Genomic DNA, 21,499 nt, shown 5'->3' with positions numbered 1-21,499 from the left:
ATAAATATCAATCCCTGAAGATAAATGAATCTTCAGGGCGAATTCGAGCTTTTTTTATTTAAGGATTTGTAATAAATATTGCAACAACGCTTGAACCAACTCTTTCACGATTGCATCTTGTGCTTGTTCATCGATCTTAGCCTCTTGATGCGTTGCGGTTGTATTGACAGGTACGCTTTGACTACTAAACTCTTTTTGCAGCGCTTTGAGTTGATCTGTTGAGATATCAACTGCACATTGGCTTTCGGCATCCCAGTGCGAATACTCTATGGCTTGTTGGGCTTTGACCTGATTGGCTTTTAATGGCAATTTATAAGTATTTCGCTTTTGCTCAGATGTAAGTTGAGGAAACAAATTCATGCCAAGCACTTCTTCTAACTGACATACACTGACCACTTGCATCTGTAGTGAATTATTATTGGGAGCGTAATATGCGCCAATAGCACCTGTTTTAGGTATATATACGGCTTTAAACACCGCTGTTGGAACAATAACACCGCGTCCAATAGTTTTCAGTTTTTTGCCACTATATACAGACCCGGTAATCACATACACATCATGTTTCTGCTTCGTAACGATTGCACGTGTCGCTTCCTCAATTTCTCGCCAGATTTGTTGGTTATTCTGCGGAGCTTGAGGAACCATATTGGCTAAAGAAAAACTGTCGTACTGTGCAGCTTTATTTGGCATATCAGCATTTGGAGCCATATGACCACGGTCATATCCCGACCCACGATAATCTGATAATAATGCTCGATGCTTTTCTGCTACACGAGTCTCCTCATGGAAACTGTCTTCTCTTTTTATTTTTTGGCTCAGCCGATCTGGATTCAGATATTCAGCTACCCATAATGGTGTTTTTGAGACACCAGAATACATAGTGGTGAATCCATTAAAGCATAATGGGTAGCGATCTTTATTTAAGCTCTCTTTGATTAAATAAGGTGGCTCTTGGCGATAAAATTGATTTAGACAAGCTGTATTATTAACCGAACCTGAAAAGGGCAGATATGAAGACAACTTTTCTTGACCGAAAGCAATTGCAAAGCTTCCTGCTGCAACAATACCTAATACAGCTTTTACCACAATATTATTCAAACTCAGATTACCTATTCATTCCGTGTTCAACTTCTGGCCCAATGCGTGGGCTTTATTCAAAACCCGCCACAGCTTAACAAGCTATGAATTTGAAGTACATCAAGTGAATTTTCAAGTGAATAAAGGATCTTCGCATTCCGTTCAAATATCACTCAAAACAAGTAACAAATTGTTGTTTTTATAGAATAGTTTTTTAACACTCTTTAAGGTTTTACGTGTATTTGATTGAATTACATCAATTACTTGTGAGATGCTATAAAAGTTATTTAGTAAATTAAAAGAATTGAAAGTGAGGACACTATGAAATTAGCACATACTTCTTTGACAGCATTAGTAATGGGTTTATCTTTGGCAAGTGCAAGTGCATTTGCTGAGCCACCAGTTCAAGCTGGCGAAACTTTGGAAAGCCTTTCTAAAGCTAAAGTCGTAACAACAGTTAATGGTCAGCCTGGTACTTTACAAGAAGTATTAGCTAATGGTCAGATGAAAGTTATTTCTGAAGGTGCTACAACACAAGCGCCTGCTGATGCGAAAGCGCCTCTTGGAAACTTACCACCCGCTGAAGCAGAAGAAACTGCTCCTCAAGCACAAACTGCAGTTCCAGCTCAACCTGAAGTAAATGCAACTGAAGAAGCGCCTGTAGAAGCACCAGCGGCTGAGTAATGTATTAGACTTAATAAAAAAACCGCCTTTGAGGCGGTTTTTTTATATCCAAAATTTTAGCAAACGCTTACTCAGATTTCGATCTGGCTTCCCATTTCGACCACGCGATTTGGTGGAATTAAATAGAAATCACTCACAGGACTGGTATTCCGCTGCATTGATATAAATAATTTTTCACGCCATGGCGCCATTCCCTCTCCCACGGTATGAATCAGACGATCACGTGAAATAAAGAAACTAATTTGCATCATATCAAATTCAAAATTTAACTGCTTATATGCCGCTTTCAGCGCAACTGGAATGTTGGGTTGGTCTTTAAACCCATAATATACAAAAATCCTAAAGAATCGATTATCCATCTTTTCTACACGAATTCTCTCAATATCAGGTACATATGGTACATCTTTAGTAATGACCGTAATCATCATATTACGTTCGTGTAGAACCTTATTATGCTTAATATTGTGCAACATCGCATGTGGAACGATATTAGGTGTTCCTGTGAGGAAAATTGCATCCCCAGGAACGATCAGCGTTTCATCACTCATCTTGACACTTTGAATAAAGAGATCAATAGGTAACGCATCAGACTCAAGCTTATTAAGTACGATTTGACGGCCATCTTTCCACGTCATTAAAACGGTAAATACAATTGCACCTATCAAGATCGGCACCCATCCACCACCAACAATTTTTAAAGAAGTCGAAGCAACAAAAATGAGGTCGATGATCAATAAAGGCACAGCAAAAAGGGCTACTTTCCAAACAGGCCAGCGCCAAACGCCATAAGCTAAAATCGAAATTAAAATCGTACCGCACAGCATCGTCATGGTCACTGCTACACCGTAGGCACTGGCAAGATTCGCGCTATTTTCAAATAATAAAATGAGAATAATGACTGAAATAAATAATACCCAGTTGATGAACGGGACATAGATTTGTCCTTGTTCAACATCAGAGGTGTGTTGCACAGTTAAACGCGGTAAATAGCGTAATTGAATCGCTTGATTGACCATTGAGAATACGCCCGTAATCACCGCTTGAGACGCAATCACGGCAGCAGCGGTTGCAAGACCAATCATTGGAAATAAAGCCCAATCAGGGACTAACAGGTAAAATGGGTTCTCAATTGCATTTGGATCTCGTAAAAGTAAAGCACCTTGACCCGCATAGTTAAAAACTAGACTTGGCAATACAATCACAAACCAAGCAAGCTTAATGGGCATACGACCAAAATGTCCCATATCTGCATATAGTGCTTCACCCCCCGTCATCGTTAAAATGACGGCACCCATCGTGAGGAATGCAACAAAAGGTTGGTTGATGATAAAGCCAAACGCCCAGTGCGGACTGATCATTGCTAACACGAACGGTGTTTGCATAACACTCCATAAGCCTAATAGTCCAATAGATGCAAACCACAATAATGTGATTGGTCCAAAGAACTTACCCATGGTCGCCGTGCCGTGGCGCTGAATTAAAAACAGTGCTGTTAAAATACCGACGGCCAATGGTAATAACCATTGATTAAACATCGGAGTCGCAATACTTAAACCTTCAATCGCGGATAAAATAGAAATTGCTGGGGTAATAATGCCATCACCAAAAAACAGTGATGCCCCGATAAAGCCCAAGGCAATCAGATAAATTTTGCGTTGATCTGCAATACGGGTTGAACGTAGATTTAAGGCGAGAAGCGACATAATACCGCCTTCACCATTGTTATCTGCCTTCATAATGACTGAGACATATTTAAAGCTGATGGTGAGCATCATGCACCAGAAAATGAGCGACAAAATGCCCAGAACGGTTGCCTCAGTAATTGCAATATGAGCCGTAAGGAAGCATTGACGCAATGCATACAGAGGACTGGTTCCAATGTCACCAAACACCACTCCTAATGCTGCCAATGTTACCGCAGGAAGTGCGGCTTTTTTTGCAGTGCTTTGCATATTTTAGTCTTCATGCATTCGACAGAATTTTTCGGCAATCATATCACTGGCTAAAAACTTTTTCTTTAAATCAATTGTTTCAACTTGGCATCTGCTTTTTTTTTAGTTATCATCGCACGCCTTGGTGAAGTGTCCGAGTGGCTGAAGGAGCACGCCTGGAAAGTGTGTATACGTTAATAGCGTATCGAGGGTTCGAATCCCTCTTTCACCGCCAAATTTGAATTTTACGGGAGTTTCCCGTAGTGCAAAAGGCTTAAATTTCAATAATTTAAGCCTTTTTTATTATCCGTCACACTACAGAGCAGTACAGTAGTATCCAGTGACTTTTGCGGGTATATTTGTGGGTATCAGCTCATTTCTACATCGAAATGGGATGAGAAAACCAGAGTCATGCAAATTTATACCCTCAACTAGTGACTAAATCATGGCAAAACAATCAAATAAGCTCACTGCAAAAACAGTCAAAAACCTTACATATCGAGCAGATTGTTCGAATAAATACGCCGATGGCGGTGGTCTGTATTTATTCATTAGCGCCAACGGCTCTAAGTATTGGCGCATGAATTACAGACGCCCTATAACCAAAAAAGAAAATACATTAGCGATTGGCGTATACCCAACCGTAACCCTTGAACAGGCACGGTTAAAACGCGATGAATTCAAGAAAATGCTAGCCAATGGAATTGACCCAGCAGAGGAACGAAACAACCTTAAACGCACTAAAAAAACCGAACTTGAAAATACGTTTGGAAAATTTGCAGCGGAATGGTTAGCTTTTCGTGAACAAGAAGGAAAGTCTGATCGTGAGACCATACGTAAGTTGAACAAGGATATTCTGCCTTTTATTGGTGATATGCCTGTGACTGCCCTTAATACAGAACAACTCGAGCGGGATGTAACAAGTTCACTTGTTGAACGCGGGGCACTTGAGTCAGCAAGGCGGGTGAAATCCATCATGAATATGGTATTAAAACTACCCCTAAGACGTCGACTAATTCAATACAATCCTGCCCCTGAGATTACGCTACCTAAGCCAATAAGAGGCAATCACAAGGCAATTGTTTCGGAAAATGAGTTGCAATCTCTATTACGTAAAATATGGCGGTATTGCGCAGACAACCCTAGAGCAAGAAAAAGAACTGAACTTGCCATGAAGTTATCTGTTTATATTTTTCAGCGACCTAATGAAATACGAGGGTTATTATGGGAGTCAGTAGACTTTGACAACAGTTGTCTAGCTTTTGCCGCAAGTAAAACACATCAGGAACACATTGTTCCTTTATCGCGCCAAGCCTTTGATATTCTCAAAGAGCTAGAGAATATGCGTACCTCTTCGAAATATGTTTTCCCGAGCATTAAAACAGGCTTGCAATGTATGAGTGAAGACACCATTCGTCAGGCATTGATACGCATAGGCTATCAGGGCAAACATACTGCTCATGGATTCCGCGCAACCGCACGTACTATTTTAGATGAAGAAATCGAATATAGAACTGACATCATTGAACATCAATTGGCACATAGAGTGAAGGACCCAAATGGTACAGCCTATAACCGAACTAAATTCTTGCGCCGTCGACGTGAGCTAATGCAACTTTGGGCGGACTACTTGGACACACTTAGACAAGGTGGTGATGTCTCTACATTCAAACCTCAAACGGATGCAAAGATTATTCAATTTAAAACAGCATAGGTTTAATTTTTTTATGCAATTGAATTTTTTAACTATTGAGCAAGTAATTCCGATTTTAAGTGAAAAAACCAAGACCGCTTGGAATACACAGAATATCGCTGACCTCATCATAAATAATCACCTTGAACCAGTTTTTTGGTTTGAGGGTTACGCAGGTATATTAAGTGGTTTACACCTTGAAGATGGTATTGACGAACACCCCCTTAAAGAAATAAATAAAATAAAAGGCTTCCTCACTCCCTATGATGTTCACTTCAAAGACATCTATTGCTTATTACTAGATGAAAAAGAAGCTATCGAAATATCATTGGTCAGCAATGGTGCAAACATATCGGTACTTTTCCCTGATTGTTATGAAGGACTCATAACTGAAATTTTAAGCAATGTCAGACCTGATAAGAAAAACCACCAACTGATATATGAACTGGGGCTTTTGGGAAACACCCCGCTAAGAGTGTTTCATCTGAGTTCAAGTGGCGTCAGCACATCAATACAAGTCACAGCTAGCAAACTAAGAATCACCAAAGAAAGCCTTGACCGTTTTATGTCAAGTAATGAAGAAAATGTAATCGAGAGCAAAGCTGTGAGTATGTCTAGCGATAAAGCTATAGCGATAATGGCAATGATGCTGTCAAAAAATGCTGCAAAATTTAGAGTTGGAAAAAAACCAAATGCTTCACAGCTAGGAAAGGAAATTGATGCAATTGCTCAACAACATTTTAAAGAAGAAGATCTGCGCGGCTTAGAGTCATTTAATAAACGGATTTCTGCAGCCTTAAAGACGTATAAAGAGTTAACACAGTCGAAAAATTGAATTTCATCTTTTATTTTTGCATTTCCACATTTTTAGGCAAGAACATTCCACAATCCTCATCACAACAGAACAACCCTTTTGTTATGAGGATTTTTATGTCAATTCAAAATCATTCGAATTCTATCTCATTACATTCTCAGGAATTCTTCCGCATTGCAGAGCTTGCCACAACTGCGGAACGATCAGCACGTACGTTTACAGACTGCTACGGCAGAGTCCGTCGAATAAAAGGGAAGCCTGCTAAGAAAGGTCTACTTCCACTAGGCGAAAGTACCATTTGGGAAATGGTTCGAAGAGGTGAATTTCCTAAACCAATTAGACTTTCTAACCGTATTACCGTTTGGAAATCATCAGATATTTTGAAATGGATGAAAACACGCAACTTAATTTAATTAAGGGGAGATGAAATGGAATATTTAACTCAATGGGAAGCCGCCGAACTCCTTGCAGAGCATTTGAAAGGTTCGCCAAATCAATGGTTCGGATTTCTAACGAAGAATAGCCGTAATCAAAATGATGCCGGCAATTACTACAAGATTACGACTCATGTTTTAAACGGCAAACGTGCATATACGCGTGAAGCCTTGCTTGAGTATGTCCGTGTTAATAGGACATCACATAGCTCATGCACTAAAGATAAGGATACTCCGCTACAAGAAGCCTCAGATGAAATCATGAGTGAGATTGTGCTGAATATCTTATATGAGAATGATGGTAGTTTTGATTTGAATAGTTCATCAGGCATCAATGAGGTCTCTGAATATGCAGCCTACTATTACCAATTAGCAGGTCTGAAAGTTACAGCTGCCCAGATTAAACGCGAACTAAAAAAACGAATCACAGCCTTTAAACAGCTCAATATCATGTAATTAAACAATACAGCGGTGTTGTAAACACTAATTACAACACCCTTTTAATTCACTCAAGAATGAATATGAACGCAATATCTATTATTGATCAAGTTTTGCGACCTGACAATTTTGTCACGTCCATGTATGAAAGCAATGTTGAGACCTTGAGAAAATTAGAGTGCCTATATGCGGGAGAAGACATTGCCTCTAAATCCATGCGGACAGCCTTAATCATCGACGGAGGTGGGGCTGAGGAGCTAGAGAAGCAATTAGATGCAGAGCTTGAGCAATTACTTTTGGCAGATGCTCATGATAAACACCGACTAATGGTGATGTCTGCACGGATGTCTGATGAGGACTTATACCACCATCTTGACCAATTGCGTACCCGCTTTGCCCCATATGCTGAGGATGCAGATCATTGGGAGACTCAAATATATAGCGATATTCATAGCTATGAATTGCCTGCAATGAATATCCGTGTTGAGGTCGTCATTGATTATGTTGATCTGCTATTTTGCGTCTCAAGACCAACAAGCCGACATAATATTAAAAAGTACCTCACCGAGCATGTAGGCAAGGCCTATTTTATTGCCGATACGGATTGCCGCAAAGAATCAGAGCATCAAAACTTTATGATTCGATTGCATGATATCAAAACACAAAATGATTTAAAGCCTGTGCTCAAGTATTTAAAGCACTTTGGCGTTAAGGAGAATGACATTAAGGTTAATCGAATCGAAGTTGCAACCGACTTTTATGGCATCAAAAACAAAGCCTTTCTCATCGCATTATTTAAATCATTGTCCTATGCGGAAAATGCGAGCAATGAACGCATTTACAAAGATGACGTAGGCAAATTTTTTCGTATGCCAAGCCAACCGTATACTTTACTCACTAGGTTAAATAAAGGCTACTGCATTGGTGTGAATCCCAAAGGCTCACCCATCTATTACCGACTGTATTACAAAGTGACCGATCAGAAACGGGCTTTGCCCTTAAGTGAGCACCGCATAAGAGCAGAGGTCAATTGTAGCGTGGTAGCACTGGGTATCCACGACAGTTTAAATAACTTGTCAGAGATTATTCAGTGTGCATTTGATCAAATGAAACTGACCAAGCTAAACAAAAGTGCAAGTCCTAGAGACAAAGAGAATTATCGTCAAAATGTAGATATGTTCGGTTTACGCTCTCCAGCCTATTACAGCAGCAATAGACACGTCCGAACGTTAAAACCTCATATCTCAAAAAATGGAGAAATTAATAAATTGATTAGTAAAAAGGTGAGCAACTTAAAACGCAACTTTAAATAATCAATCGCAAAAAATTCTCAAATACAGCTGGCTCATCATCGCAAAAAGTTCTCACTCTTGAATGAGTATTCATCGCAAAAAATCCTCATTCAAAAAAATGGATAACCGTCATAAAACCTTATGACATTTATCGTAAGCGGGATTAGCGATATGTGTTCTGCCTAATAACTTATATGAGATATGAGAATTTATAAAACAATATAAACAAGTAGACGATTTACAACTTGTTTCAGGTTTAAGATCCTTCAAAAAAGGTTAATACAAAGTTAAAGCAAATAGGAGTATGAGATGCAAACAACTCAAATCACTGAGGCTCAATTTATTCACTTGGCAGAACAATCAAACAGAGATGAAATGATTCAACTCAATTCAATGACGATTTTACATAGCTCGGAAGGTATTATCATTCAGAGTGCAAGCGGCGAGTATGTTTTAATTACTCAGTAAAGTATCCTGTCACAAAAAAGGGCGAAGTCTTAGAAATTTCGCCCTCCCCTCAAGGTATAGCGTGTTAAATGCGTGCGGTCATTTTGAATTACCCTTGTCTAAGGGTTTTATTAATATAATAATCATCTCCCTTATAAAAAAACCGAAACTAACTCAGCATTCTTTTTTGAAAATCAATAGCAAACTCAGCTTCTGTACGAGGTTCAGTGTTATAGAATTTAAAACCTAAACACTTCACTTCCTTATACCCATACTGTTTAGCTTCATTCAAGAAATCCACATAGTTTTGAGAGTCATCGTGATCTGCATCAAAAGTAATTTCGCATTCATCAGCCAAACTAATCAAGACTCCTTCTTTCCAAGCATCTTTTTCAAGTAAATGACCGCCTTTTGGCTCAATTAAGCATTGATAGTACATTTCACCATTCTTTGCATCGTTAATAACGAGCATGTAGTCAGGGCTGAATCTACGACCATCTTTAGGGCTGAATAACCAATAGTCGAGTTCATTACGAATCAGGTAAATCTCTGCACCGTTATAGCGGGTTTTGAGTTCATCAATTTGAGTCGCAATAAACTTCACAAAGCGTTTCTCTTCACTTGTGCCATAGTTTTCACTGTACGCATACCAATCCGCAATATGAATATCAAATTGCAGGTCAGGGTTGTCATGGCTTGATTGCGCTTTTGCACGTTCATCCGGCGCAATGACCCCTGTTTCACCGTTGGCATCCTGAGTAGGGAATGCAACCAAGTAAATATTCTTTTCCTGTTGGAAAATAGAGGACAGGGATTTTGGTTTAAAGAGATGACTTCCCGTGATCTTAGGCATGTGCCGATCTATGGCTTTACGCACTTCGGGTAAAATTATACCGACCAACAATTGCAGTTTTTCGTGGGCTTCAAGCTGATGAATGTCTTTCCCCTCTGAATATGAATATTTAATTTCATATAAAGGGAGATAGTTTTCGATCAATTCATCAATGCTCTTTATTCCAACAATATGATTTTTCAGGTTATTAAAGCGGAAAAAGTTGTTTTCTGCCGACATTAACGCTTTGCGAATGATCAATGATGAAAAATACTTTTCAGTGAGATGAATCGTTTTATATCGAATACCCGCCTGAATATTGTTTTGTTCAGCATCCGTTAAACTTCTTGTATGAAGCCTGTACGTACTCGCTTTGATTTCTCGTTTAAATGTGGCATCAATTTCCGTATCCGTTGTTTTGGTGCGGTACAATTGCTGATTAACCAAGACAAAACCTTTTTTATAGGTCTCGCTTTGGAGAAATTCAGACTTGAGCCTAATTGTCCGTTTCTCCATGCTCTGATTGACAATGCCTTCATCAAGTAGGGCATGTTGCAGATTTTCTAGGAACGTGCCTGTTTTAACAAAGTGATAGAAGAAAGTTTCTAAAATGCGTCCATGCTCATGCGGGGCATTGTCAAATTTGCGCTTGAACGGGTCAAACTCATAGCCGTGTTCTTCATCAAACAATCCACCACTTTGAGAAATCTTATATGCTTTTGGTAGTTTATATGGGCACAATCTTGCGCCACGACCTATAAGCTGAATGTCCTGTAAAGATACTTTTTTGGTTTCAGAAATATCAAAATGAATGATGTCATAAAGGCTGAGGACATCCCATCCCTCATTGAGCGCATTGACAGAAAAAATTGCTCTAATAACATTTCTAGGGCTATCCAATAGCGGAAGTAAGTCAGCTTTTTCTTTTTTCTGACTGTTATACGTCATACTGTTATCTTCACGAAAATGCATTTTGATTTCTGCAATGAACGCATTTAAACCGTCAGGGTCTTGAGCTGATACCAAACCTGATTTACGCGAACCAATCCAACTAAACATCTGCGAGATAAAGCGGTTTCGATCTTCCTCTATTAAAGATTGTTGAGTACCTACACCTAAATTCTTTAAATGGTCTAAATCTTTTACTTTTAAGGAGCTAACGACTTTATGGAAAAACTCCCGATCCTCCCCACTTTTAGAAATCTTTGTTGATTTAACTAAGATAATCGGATTGATGTGAACATTCATTTCTCGTTCAGCAAGCAATCTGCGGTATTCGCTCAAAACCACCGCATTAATAACCAATAGCCGCTTTTGATCTTCAAGCTGTGTTTCTTCGTTATAAAGGAAACTTACTGCCTTGCTATATCCATCCTTATTGAACTGTAGAAAATCATAACGATGAATCAACTTGTCACGGTATTTTTTATGGATAAAGGGGTTTTCTAAATCTACGGTAGCAGTAAATTCCAATAACAGGTTATTAGGTCTAGCATAGATTGCAGATTGAACGGCAGTTTCCCAATTTCGTATATCCTCTTCATCCGTTTTCTTGAGTTTTTTACGGGTATCTACATTGAGACGATGAGCTTCATCAGCAATGACAACCACTGCATTATCCGCAAAGTCCTGAGAAGTTAGGCTATTTTCCTTATCTTCTGTCAGACGGTTGTATAAAAGCGCTGTGCTGAAAAACATGAAGTTAATTGCGTCTTTTTGAGCATCTTGAAAACGATCAATTGCACGAATACTGATTGTCTTACCATTCACTTTAACTCCTTTAGGGTTAAATAGGTACTTGGCGAACTTATAATCAGTAAAGTTTTTTATTGCTTGATCTTTAATCTGTAATTGATGCACCAAAAATACAAAATTACGGTAGCCTTTTTGGTACAGGTACAAGATTGCAGCAGCCATTGTTAGCGTTTTACCTGTACCTGTTGCCATATTAAACAGTAGGTGTTTAGCTTTGCTTGGATCTTGTTCAAACAACCAGATAAAGTGCTTTATGGCGATTTCTTGATAATCTCGCAATGTCTTTGATAGGTTATCAGTAATATAAGTCGGGAGCTGATAATTTCCCACCCATTCTTGATAGTCTGGGTTTGATTCAATTTGATTGAATAAAAATTGTGACAATGTATCCTTAACTCTGGTTTTCACATTTTTAGCCATTATTCTCTCCATAGAATAAATCGGTTAATGCCACTTCCTGTTCTGAAACGTGGTATCGGCTATCACGCATATCAGCATAGTTAAGGTAAAGTTGGTTTTCGTCTAGAGTACTAATTAGCAATTCTTTACGTTTATCTAAATCAAGAGAGCGGAAATTCTCATCTTTCTCAAATTCATTCTTATCGAACCAGAACTTCAAGAAGGCATTTTTAGCCATGTCATTGTAGACTTCATCAAGCTCGCCTTTACTATTGGCAGCCATGATTCGATCTAAGAAATCCTGGTTATATTTTTTCAACTCGAAATAGACAAAAGAGCCACCGCCTTGCCAATTCACAGCTTTAGAAATACCACCTTGTTCACCTTCTACGACTTTCTTTAAGCGTTCTTTGGTAATATTTTCGATATAGTCCATTTGCTCAATGCCAATCCATCTGCGCCCCATTTTATGAGCCACGGCGCACGTTGTACCAGAACCTAAGTGGTAGTCGAGAACAATGTCATTTTCATCTGTTGCAAGATCAATAATCTTTTTAAGTAGTTGCTCTGGCTTTTTCCCATTAGGGAAAAGAACATCACCTTCTTTTGTTAGATTATTTAAAGGAAAACCATCCCAGTAAGTTCCTAATTTTTCTAACTTAACAAGTCGATTACCTTTTTGAACCGCTACGTCTTTTAGCCAGGCAATGAGGTCACAATTATTGCCTTTGTAATACAAAGTAGTTTTTTTTCCTTTGCTTTTGCCTGATATTGGAACGTAATCAATGCTCACAAAATCATACTCAGCGTTAATAGCTTCGATCACTCTTGTACGGATTGAACTTTGAGCATTTGTATCACGAAATATAAGATCAAAATATTTCACGTAACATTCTTCTTCGGAAATATTTTCGTCTTTACATATTTTTGATATTGGTTCGATGATCACATTATCATGCGTATATATTTCAATAGGCTGACCTGAACCATCATAGATCGTTTTTAAAAAAGTTCTGGAACCTAAATCTTTAATTACTCGTGTATATTTCCAACTTTTACCTTCATCGCGCATTTGTTTAATCACGCTAAACAAGTCCTCTTCGTCATAGACTTCGTTGAACTTGATAAAGCCAGAATCACTATCCATGTTTTTAGTGTAAATCAGGAGATATTCGATATTTTTCTTTAACTTTTTATCTTCACCACCACCAGACGCACCTGATGTTTGTTTCATTTTTACAGAAACCTGGTTTAAAAAGTTATTGCGCCCAAAGACTTCATCCATTAATACTTTGAGATAAGCCTGTTCATTATCATCACATTGGACAAAAATCACGCCATCTTCTTTTAATAATGCTCGCGCTATCTCAAGGCGATTCTTCATAAAAGTAAGCCAGGATGAATGATTGAAACAATCGTTATATGTGAAGCTGTCACTTTCAGTATTGTATGGTGGGTCTATATATATCAGTTTGATGCTGCCAGATAACTTCTCGCTCAATGAATGTAACGTAAGAAGGTTATTCCCTTTAATTAACAGATTTTGTTTTAAATTGCCTTGATCATCAAAAAAAGTAGTTTGGTCTTTAGACAGCTCTTCTATTTGCTGGGCGGAATTATATTCTTTTGAAAAATATTCAAAATTAGTGAATACCTTAGGCTCAAATAAGGTATCAATATCTGCACCATCAATTTCTTGATGTAAAAACCTTTCTTCACGCCCCGCATCTTCTTTACTCATTCCGGCTTCAAGAATAGTGTCTTTGAAGGGAAAACTTAAAACTACATCATTATGGTTGTTAATGAATCCAATACGATCATGGTTGGTTGAATACAGTCCAATTTTATTGCTGTGGCGAGTATATCTACCTTTCTTGAGCGAGTTATCCGACATGAATAAATCCTATTATTACTATTAAGCGTCCGTTAAAAACGGAATTCAGTACAATCAATTACTTTGAGTATTTGAAGCATAAAGACTACTCCCAAAGTACCCCGGTTGATCTGATTGCTAACATCTTGAGGCATTTCAAATATACCTACTGTTGCTAGCTTTTTACTTTAATAAAGCTCAAATTTTCCGAGCTACTCCTTCTTTGAGTAAGACCTTCACATATTTTTCTGCCCTTCATTACTCACTTTTCAGCCTCTTTAGCTCAAAGTGAGATAGAATGTCACAATAGTGTAGAAAATCATTATATTTAATAATTTATAAAACCCTACAAAGTGTTTTTTGATCAAAAGATCATTATATAAAAAACCCAGCTCACATTCTCTGAGGAATGGGACATGTCCTACTGCATAGTAAAGTGCACCATACACGTTATATAGAAAAGCTGGCAAAATAATTACACATATTCCATGCATAAAAAACAGAAATTGAAGTGATTTATAAAGACACTCCTTATTTAGTTAAACACATTTGCATGGCAACGATATATGCTAATCCTGATAAACGTGGTTACGAAGCGGAAGATCATATCTAAGAACATATCCAAAGATATAAAGCTGCGTTCGTCAATTAACCAAATCAATTAGATCTATTATAAATATCCAATGGAACTTGTTTGGCGGTGTCAGGCATGTACCTATATCAAAATAATACATAAAAAGCTAAATATTAACCAAACGAATCATTAATTTTTTGCGGGTATTTTTGAGGGTATGTTCTGCATATTTACATTTTATTTTAAATAATATTCAATAAGTTATAATAATAAATTGGCTTCCTCTTTCACCGCCAGAATTTAAAAAACCGAATCATGAGATTCGGTTTTTTTTCGCCTAAAACTTCGCTTTTGGCACGTATCTCGCTTCATTTTACTGTCATCAACATCATGTTAAGTTAATAAAAACAATACTTAAGGAGCTGAACAACCTAACAACGTTATTCAAATAGATGATTTTTGCACACCTATAAAATAGAGAACCTGCTATTCCGGAGATAATATGAATAACAGCGCCAACTATGTAAAACAAATTAAAAATGCAAAACGTGGTGGCTACACACCCACTATCGCTAAAGATGTGAATAAACACAAAATTCAAAAAGCGCTAAGATTAATTGAGCAATGGAGAAAATTAGCACAAGAGTTAAAACCTCAAATGCAATTTGATATGGCTTATACTCTTGAAGAGTGTGCACAAGACCTTGATCGTATTCTAAAAAACAAATAGCTGATCCTATAAAATTTTCTCAAGATGCCTGTACACGCTATGACGGGCATCACTATAAAATGAGGAGAAAAGACGATCAAAAATAAAGCAAAAACAATTCATCCTGCTCAATTTTAATTAATCGATTAATTTTTGACTTGCGTTTTAGTGAAAAAACGCTATTATTCTCTCCACGTTGCCGGCATAGCTCAGTTGGTAGAGCAACTGACTTGTAATCAGTAGGTCCACAGTTCGAATCCGTGTGCCGGCACCATTTTATACTTAGCCTCGCTTTTTAGTGAGGCTTTGTTGTTTTTGATGATTTATTTTTTACTTGCACTCACTTGTACATATCGCACGATCCCCTCTTGATAAAGTTTCGCACACAACTTTGCTGTCATCTTAATTTTTGCCAAATCTAAAACGTGATACGAATGAGCTTGGATGTTATTTTTAAAAATATCACTCTGAATATACGTTGCAAATCCTGCAAATACCTCGTGACTCAAATCTTGAATATGTATATCTCTAAAACCCGTTTGCACTAAGATTGATTGTGTTTCATCGAATGAGTGCAAATGGTTCAGTTGAACGTCAGCTGCTTTTAATAATAATTTAACTTTCAATTGCGCTAGAGGACTCAAAGTATAGAACTTTGAATTCAAAGCAAGATAATGAAATGCTAAGCGTCCTTTTGAATTCAAAATACCATCTACAGAACGAAGAAATAAATTCAAATTACTGTGATAAGCAGCATCGATGCAAATTGCCGCATCAAATTTAAATTCAAATGATCTAGATTCTAAATTTAAAAATGTTCCCTGCGAGATCCGATTGACATGAGGTAAAAACTTACGCGTATGATTTACATAATATTCTTGTAATTCAATTCCTTCCAAGTATTCGATTTGAAATTTTTCTTTCCATAAAATTAGGCTAGCACCTTGTCCACAACCTAAATCAATTAATTTATCTTTTGAATTTAAATCAATAGATTGAGCAAGGGTTATTGCGAGTAACTCGCAGGCTTGTGGATAATTCAGCTGGTCAGTTTTCCACAGACCTAAATTACTCCAAGCACAATTACGGTAATCCCCCAATAAAGCTGCATTGATCGCATATTTATGTCGAGGGGCTTTCATCCATGCTTGGAGCTTCTTCATTCAATCCCTTAATATCCTAACTCTGGTGCAACCTGTACCTTAGGCTTTAAACCTAAAAATGGTAACGGCGCATCAAGTAATTTTGCTATATCCATTGCTGAAGTCACCGCTGACTCCAAAATTGGCAATCCATCACATGACCAAGAACCACAATAAAATACTTTGCGACCTTGTTGTTGGTGACGAGCACTCAACTCATGGGTTAGTGGTAAAGTATGACGGTCTACAACAGCTCTAGTGAGCTTCACTTTATGTATTACTTTTTTAGGATCAATCTCAATTACTGGATTCCAAGTTTGAAAAACAGGAGATTTACCCACTAATGTTGGCTCAATCGAATTCAGCCAAACAGTGAAATGCTGTTTAGTAAATTTACGATCCATCATATAACTCAATACGCACCAATCTTTACGCTTCACAGGCATTACCACTGAATCAGTATGAATGACCAGCTCACCATCAACAAACTTAAATTGTTTGAGAAGTGCAATATCATCCGCAAACTGTTCAGCATCTAAAAACTCATGAACTTTTGTTGTTGGTGTCGCGACTATCACACGATCAAATAAGTCAGATTCACCTGCTTCATTTTCCACATAGACTAAATCACCCTGCTCTTGTACACGAGTAATCGGCTGCCCACTTCTTAAATCGATATCTTCCAGCAATTTATCAACGAAAGCTGGTGTCCCACCTTGAATTCGAAGGAGTGCATCTCCATCCGTCAGTTGACGTAAGAAAATCAACAATGGTTTTGCTGGCCATTCACCAATGGTTTTTGCATCACATGTACAAATGGTAAATAGGACAGGCATGACTGCCCCATTCCAAAATACCTCTTCTATTTGGTTATATTTAACGAACTCATCTAAAGTAATATCTTGATTCTTAGATTTAAAAAACTGCTTCAATGCAGATCTAAGTTGTAACATCCCTTTCACTAAACGGATGCCATATTGCTTTAATCCTTTTCGATTGTTAATGATTGGAAAGTTGCCTATACGTGAACGTGATGTTGTCAGCCAAGTATCGATTTTATCTTCAAATAACCAGCTACATGACATATAGGTACGTACTGGAAAAGTGTTGAGACCCAAATGTGTGGCAAGACTCAATGTATTTTTCCAGAGCATTGGATTCATGACACGTAATGGCGAATCAATAATCCCACCTTCATACTCAAGACTATAACTATCCATACCACGCCCTGGAAGCGCCTCGAAAACTGTGATCTGGTGACCAGCATCCTTGAGAATTCTCGCAGTTGCCAACCCTGCCATACCACTTCCAATCACTGCAATTTTCAAAATTATGATCCAAGCATTAAAAATTTTTTTAATTATGCGATAGAACACTTTGAAACTTGCTATTAAAAACTTCCAGATTTTATTTGTTTTTGATTAATTTTTAATCAAATAAATTTACGTAAAATTCTTGCTACACTATTCGTCATACGCTAAATATTTAATACACTTGTATTTTTTAAGAAATCAAAAAATATGTTTAAAAACAAAATAGATATTTTCACCAATAATTTAATTTTTTAGTTTACAGCTTAAAAAAAATGCATTATCATTGTTTTGAAAATGAGAACTACATCACATTAATAAAATAAGAAGTACAAATAGAATGTGATCTAGAAAATAAATATAAATTACAGCGTATAAGGACCTCTGTTGTGTGGGATAGAGGTCCTTTATTTTTTAAAATGATAATCACAAAAAAAGCGGAAATGATATTTCCGCTTTTCTCGTTCCAATTAACATGCAATTTCACCAAATTTACCATTATTGAAATCATGAAAAGCTTGAATGATTTCTTCTTTGGTGTTCATGACGAATGGTCCATGCCCTTGAATTGGCTCATTTAGTGGCTCTCCTGTAAGCACTAAAAATTGTGTATCTTTATATGCTTGCAATTGAATTGCTGCCTCACCATCACGAGCAAACATCACAATTGAACTGTCTAGAACTTTTTGAGTCCCATTAATTACGAGTTCACCATTCAACACTACAACCAATACATTGTGATCTACAGGAACATGTATGAATGTTTCATACTCAGCTTTAAGCTGACCATCCCACACATTTATTGGAGTAAATGTTTCAGCAGGACCATAATGACCACCAAACTCACCCGCAATTACACGGATGTGACCAGCATCATCATCCATGGTAATTGTTGGAATATCATGAGATGTGATCGCTTGATAACGTGGTTGAGTCATTTTATCTTTGGCTGGTAGATTGACCCAAAGCTGTGCCATTTCAAGAATTCCACCTTTTTGAGCAAATTCAGGAGAATGAAACTCTTCGTGAACCAATCCAGCCCCAGCAGTCATCCATTGCACATCTCCTGCCTCGATAACACCACCACCGCCACTGGAATCCTTATGTGCCAAACCACCTTGATAGGCGATAGTCACTGTTTCAAATCCGCGATGAGGATGTGAACCAACACCTAACTGACGTGTCGTTGGCTCAAAGTGATGTGGTGCACCGTAATCTAATAACAAAAAAGGACTAAGTGCTTGACCTAACCGATCATAAGAAAATAAGTTACGCACTGGCAGACCATCACCAACCCAATGTGTATGTTGGTTACGATAAACCCCAATTACTCTTTTCATCTTTTACTCCTATATTCGATAGGATGAACATGCGCTCATTTTAGACTTTGCACAGAAAATAAAAAGAGCTTTACTGCCACACAGATTCCTATTTTTATGATTATAATAATCTAAATTAATTCATATATGTGACTATTCACTGAAATTTTAAATTCATGATTACAATATTCCTATTAATAAGACTAATTATCCTAAAAATGGTCACAAATTTATCTCATTTTCAGTCTAATATAACTGGTGACTGAATACGAGTTCATTGATACGTATTCACACTTACTAACATCATAGAGGCTAATAATAATGGGCAAACCTTACGTTCGTTTAGATAAAGATAATGCAGTAGTGCTTTTAGTCGATCACCAAACAGGTCTTCTTTCTCTTGTACGTGATATCGATCCTGATAAGTTTAAAAACAATGTTTTAGCACTCGCAGCAGCAGCAAAATACTTTAACTTGCCGACAATTTTAACAACAAGTTTTGAAGATGGTCCTAATGGTCCACTCGTTCCAGAATTAGTTGAAATGTTCCCTGATGCTCCATATATCGCGCGTCCAGGTCAAATCAATGCTTGGGATAACGAAGATTTTGTAAATGCTGTTAAAGCGACAGGTAAAAAACAACTGATCATCGCTGGTGTTGTGACTGAAGTATGTGTTGCATTCCCTACACTTTCAGCTCTTGCTGAAGACTTTGATGTATTCGTGATTACTGATGCATCTGGTACATTCAACCAAATTACGCGCGATGCTGCATGGAACCGCATGTCTCAAGCAGGTGCTCAACTTATGACATGGTTTGGTGCTGCAGGTGAGTTACATCGTGACTGGCGTAATGATATCGAAGGTTTAGGTGCTTTATTCGGTGAGCATATTCCTGACTATAAAAACTTAATGGTTAGCTATGTAAAGAACACCACTAAAAAATAATATTTAATAAAAGCGACCTTTGGGTCGCTTTTTTTTACCATATTCAAAACCCAAGATGATTTCTTGAACGGCTTAGTTTAACCTATGCTTAAACTTTATCGGATCAGGCGTCGAGGTGAAAATTGCATTCATTTGATGACTATTACTATTTTTATTTGGTCGTTAAATACGGCGGTTTCAGTGCTGCTAGTGACGCGTCAAATATAACTAAATCAAAGCTTAGTCGACGTATTTTAGAACTCGAAGCAAAATTTAATGTCACACTCATTCAACGTTCTACTCGCCATTTCAAAGTAACGCCTTTAGGTCAAGAATTTTTTCAAGAATGTGAAAAAGTAATCAACCAAGCTGATTGCGCTCATAATGTTTTACTTAAACAGAAAAGTGAACCTCAGGGTCTAGTTAAAATTAGTTGCCCACCCGTAATGATGCGTTATCAAATTCGCTCTTTACTCAATGATTTTTTGAAGCGCTATCCACAAGTTCAAGTCGAGATGGAATTAACCAGCCGACGCGTAGATGTATTGCACGATGATATTGACTTGGCGATCAGAACTAATTTTTCTGCCAATGAAGACTCCACCATCGTGGTTCGTGATGTCATCAAAACCACTCATTGTTTAGTGGCAACCCCTGAGCTTTTACAGGGTCGCGTTTTAGAATATCCAACTGAAATCAATGATTTTCCAACAATTGTTTTAGGCACTCAAAAAACTCATTATCAATGGAATTTGCACCGAATTGAAGGGCATGATCTCATTGAAATTCCATTACAACCACGTATTAAAAGTAATGATTTGGCTGGTGTGTATTATTCAGTAATGGATGGATTAGGTATTGCAGATCTACCTTATCTTACAGTGCAAAAGGATTTGGCAGCAGGACGGCTTATACACATCTTGCCTGACTGGTGCTCAAATATAGGGACTGTGCAACTCGTTTATGCATCACGTAAAGGACAACGACTCGTGATGGAAAAACTCATCGACCACTTGGTTGAAGGTTTACGACAAGCAGCACAAAATCAAGAAGGTTATGCCTCTTAATAAAAAACCAGCACATCGTGCTGGTTCTTTACTTTTCAACTTAATTTAGATCTTACCAACAAGATCGATTGATGGTGCAAGTGTAGCATCACCTTCTTTCCATTTCGCAGGACATACTTCGCCTGGGTGAGCATGAACATATTGAGCCGCTTTCACTTTGCGAAGAAGTTCTTGAGCATCACGACCAATACCACCTGCATTAATCTCTACAATTTGAATTTTTCCTTCAGGATCAATTACAAATGTACCACGATCTGCCAAACCTTCAGATTCAATCAATACATCAAAGTTTTTAGACAATGTCCACGTTGGGTCACCAATAAGTGGATACTGAATTTTACCAATCACATCAGAAGTATCATGCCAAGCTTTATGTGTGAAATGAGTATCTGTAGATACACCATAAATTTCTACACCTAACTTTTGGAATTCAGCATAGTTATCAGCAAGATCGCCTAATTCTGTTGGACATACAAATGTAAAATCTGCAGGATAGAAAAAGACAACAGACCATTTACCTTTAAAATCTTGCTCAGAAACTTCAATGAACTCACCATTTTGATAAGCAGTTGCATTGAATGGTTTGACTTCAGTATTGATTAAACTCATGTGTTTTCCTCTATTTCTTTGTGAGAGTGTTGCTTCATTGAAATAGAGAATACAAAAGATGATTAAATTGGTAAAACCGAAAGTATTTATAAAAACAATCGAATTTCTAGATTTAAAAGTTAATATATTTCTTTAAGAGAATGAATCAAATATAAAACACTGTTTATTTTTTG

18 protein-coding genes, 2 tRNA genes and 1 pseudogene are annotated in these 21,499 nt (G+C 37.6%); 12 read left to right on the top strand and 9 right to left on the bottom strand.

Features of this window, described 5'->3' with window-relative positions:
• Positions 1-54: 54 nt before the first annotated feature.
• Positions 55-1,098, bottom strand: a complete 1,044-nt coding sequence (locus AC1M87_RS02625; RefSeq protein WP_481592858.1) for a DNA/RNA non-specific endonuclease — start codon at positions 1,096-1,098, stop codon at positions 55-57.
• Between the two features lie 300 nt (positions 1,099-1,398).
• Between AC1M87_RS02625 and AC1M87_RS02620 the strand changes: the two genes are divergently transcribed.
• Complete coding sequence (locus tag AC1M87_RS02620; protein ID WP_481590131.1) at positions 1,399-1,761, top strand: hypothetical protein; 363 nt, start codon at positions 1,399-1,401, stop codon at positions 1,759-1,761.
• A 71-nt stretch (positions 1,762-1,832) separates the two neighbouring features.
• Here the strand turns inward: AC1M87_RS02620 and AC1M87_RS02615 are convergent, their stop codons facing one another.
• Complete coding sequence (locus tag AC1M87_RS02615) at positions 1,833-3,713, bottom strand: potassium transporter Kup (protein ID WP_481592857.1); 1,881 nt, start codon at positions 3,711-3,713, stop codon at positions 1,833-1,835.
• A gap of 123 nt (positions 3,714-3,836) precedes the next feature.
• Here AC1M87_RS02615 and AC1M87_RS02610 point away from each other — a divergent pair.
• The 7 genes from AC1M87_RS02610 (at position 3,837) to AC1M87_RS02580 (ending at position 8,831) form a co-directional block, all read left to right on the top strand.
• Positions 3,837-3,927 (top strand) — tRNA-Ser (locus AC1M87_RS02610).
• Positions 3,928-4,137: 210 nt separating this feature from the next.
• Positions 4,138-5,406 (top strand): tyrosine-type recombinase/integrase, encoded by a 1,269-nt coding sequence (locus AC1M87_RS02605; RefSeq protein WP_481592856.1) that lies wholly within the window; start codon positions 4,138-4,140, stop codon positions 5,404-5,406.
• 13 nt (positions 5,407-5,419) lie between these two features.
• Positions 5,420-6,220, top strand: a complete 801-nt coding sequence (locus AC1M87_RS02600) for a hypothetical protein (RefSeq protein ID WP_481592855.1) — start codon at positions 5,420-5,422, stop codon at positions 6,218-6,220.
• 95 nt (positions 6,221-6,315) lie between these two features.
• The gene (locus AC1M87_RS02595) at positions 6,316-6,612 is read left to right on the top strand and encodes a helix-turn-helix transcriptional regulator (protein ID WP_481592854.1); all 297 of its coding nucleotides are present in this window, start codon (positions 6,316-6,318) and stop codon (positions 6,610-6,612) included.
• Positions 6,613-6,627: 15 nt separating this feature from the next.
• On the top strand, positions 6,628-7,089 hold the full coding sequence (locus AC1M87_RS02590) for a hypothetical protein (protein ID WP_481592853.1): 462 nt from the start codon (positions 6,628-6,630) through the stop codon (positions 7,087-7,089).
• A 65-nt stretch (positions 7,090-7,154) separates the two neighbouring features.
• A complete protein-coding gene (locus AC1M87_RS02585; protein WP_481592852.1) occupies positions 7,155-8,384 on the top strand; it encodes a hypothetical protein in 1,230 nt (409 codons plus the stop codon).
• Between the two features lie 288 nt (positions 8,385-8,672).
• On the top strand, positions 8,673-8,831 hold the full coding sequence (locus tag AC1M87_RS02580; RefSeq protein ID WP_481592851.1) for a hypothetical protein: 159 nt from the start codon (positions 8,673-8,675) through the stop codon (positions 8,829-8,831).
• 148 nt (positions 8,832-8,979) lie between these two features.
• On the opposite strand, the gene AC1M87_RS02575 is transcribed toward AC1M87_RS02580, so the two are convergent.
• The 3 genes and pseudogenes from AC1M87_RS02575 to AC1M87_RS02565 all read right to left on the bottom strand — a co-directional run.
• Positions 8,980-11,817, bottom strand: a complete 2,838-nt coding sequence (locus AC1M87_RS02575) for a DEAD/DEAH box helicase family protein (protein WP_481592850.1) — start codon at positions 11,815-11,817, stop codon at positions 8,980-8,982.
• Positions 11,810-13,690 carry a site-specific DNA-methyltransferase gene (locus AC1M87_RS02570; RefSeq protein ID WP_481592849.1) on the bottom strand — a complete coding sequence of 627 codons (1,881 nt, stop codon included), beginning with the start codon at positions 13,688-13,690 and terminating at the stop codon, positions 11,810-11,812. Before AC1M87_RS02570 ends, AC1M87_RS02575 begins: the two co-directional genes overlap by 8 nt.
• 32 nt (positions 13,691-13,722) lie before the next feature.
• A pseudogene (locus AC1M87_RS02565) lies at positions 13,723-13,845 on the bottom strand (DUF6471 domain-containing protein); the annotation flags it as partial.
• A 900-nt stretch (positions 13,846-14,745) separates the two neighbouring features.
• On the opposite strand from AC1M87_RS02565, the gene AC1M87_RS02560 reads away from it, so the two are divergent.
• Together AC1M87_RS02560 and AC1M87_RS02555 are read left to right on the top strand one after the other, a co-directional pair.
• Entirely contained in the window at positions 14,746-14,973 is a 228-nt protein-coding gene (locus AC1M87_RS02560) for a hypothetical protein (protein ID WP_035267585.1), read from the top strand.
• A 177-nt stretch (positions 14,974-15,150) separates the two neighbouring features.
• Positions 15,151-15,226: transfer RNA gene (locus AC1M87_RS02555), tRNA-Thr, on the top strand.
• Positions 15,227-15,275: 49 nt separating this feature from the next.
• Here AC1M87_RS02555 and AC1M87_RS02550 read toward each other — a convergent pair.
• The 3 genes from AC1M87_RS02550 to AC1M87_RS02540 form a co-directional block, all read right to left on the bottom strand.
• The gene (locus AC1M87_RS02550; RefSeq protein WP_092766473.1) at positions 15,276-16,115 is read right to left on the bottom strand and encodes a class I SAM-dependent methyltransferase; all 840 of its coding nucleotides are present in this window, start codon (positions 16,113-16,115) and stop codon (positions 15,276-15,278) included.
• An 8-nt stretch (positions 16,116-16,123) separates the two neighbouring features.
• Entirely contained in the window at positions 16,124-17,422 is a 1,299-nt protein-coding gene (locus AC1M87_RS02545; protein ID WP_035267588.1) for an FAD-dependent oxidoreductase, read from the bottom strand.
• A gap of 452 nt (positions 17,423-17,874) precedes the next feature.
• Positions 17,875-18,744, bottom strand: a complete 870-nt coding sequence (locus AC1M87_RS02540) for a pirin family protein (protein ID WP_481592848.1) — start codon at positions 18,742-18,744, stop codon at positions 17,875-17,877.
• 300 nt (positions 18,745-19,044) lie between these two features.
• Between AC1M87_RS02540 and ycaC the strand changes: the two genes are divergently transcribed.
• Positions 19,045-19,671, top strand: coding sequence for an isochorismate family cysteine hydrolase YcaC (gene ycaC, locus AC1M87_RS02535; RefSeq protein WP_035267592.1), 627 nt, complete (start codon positions 19,045-19,047; stop codon positions 19,669-19,671).
• A gap of 122 nt (positions 19,672-19,793) precedes the next feature.
• Entirely contained in the window at positions 19,794-20,717 is a 924-nt protein-coding gene (locus AC1M87_RS02530) for a LysR substrate-binding domain-containing protein (RefSeq protein WP_481592847.1), read from the top strand.
• Positions 20,718-20,762: 45 nt separating this feature from the next.
• Here AC1M87_RS02530 and ahpC read toward each other — a convergent pair whose 3' ends face one another.
• Positions 20,763-21,326 carry an alkyl hydroperoxide reductase subunit C gene (ahpC, locus tag AC1M87_RS02525; protein ID WP_035267594.1) on the bottom strand — a complete coding sequence of 188 codons (564 nt, stop codon included), beginning with the start codon at positions 21,324-21,326 and terminating at the stop codon, positions 20,763-20,765.
• Between the last annotated feature and the right edge of the window lie 173 nt (positions 21,327-21,499).

It is taken from the genome of Acinetobacter sp. 24-47-62 (assembly GCF_056779765.1).
This window is presented reverse-complemented; position numbering and strand designations above follow the sequence as displayed.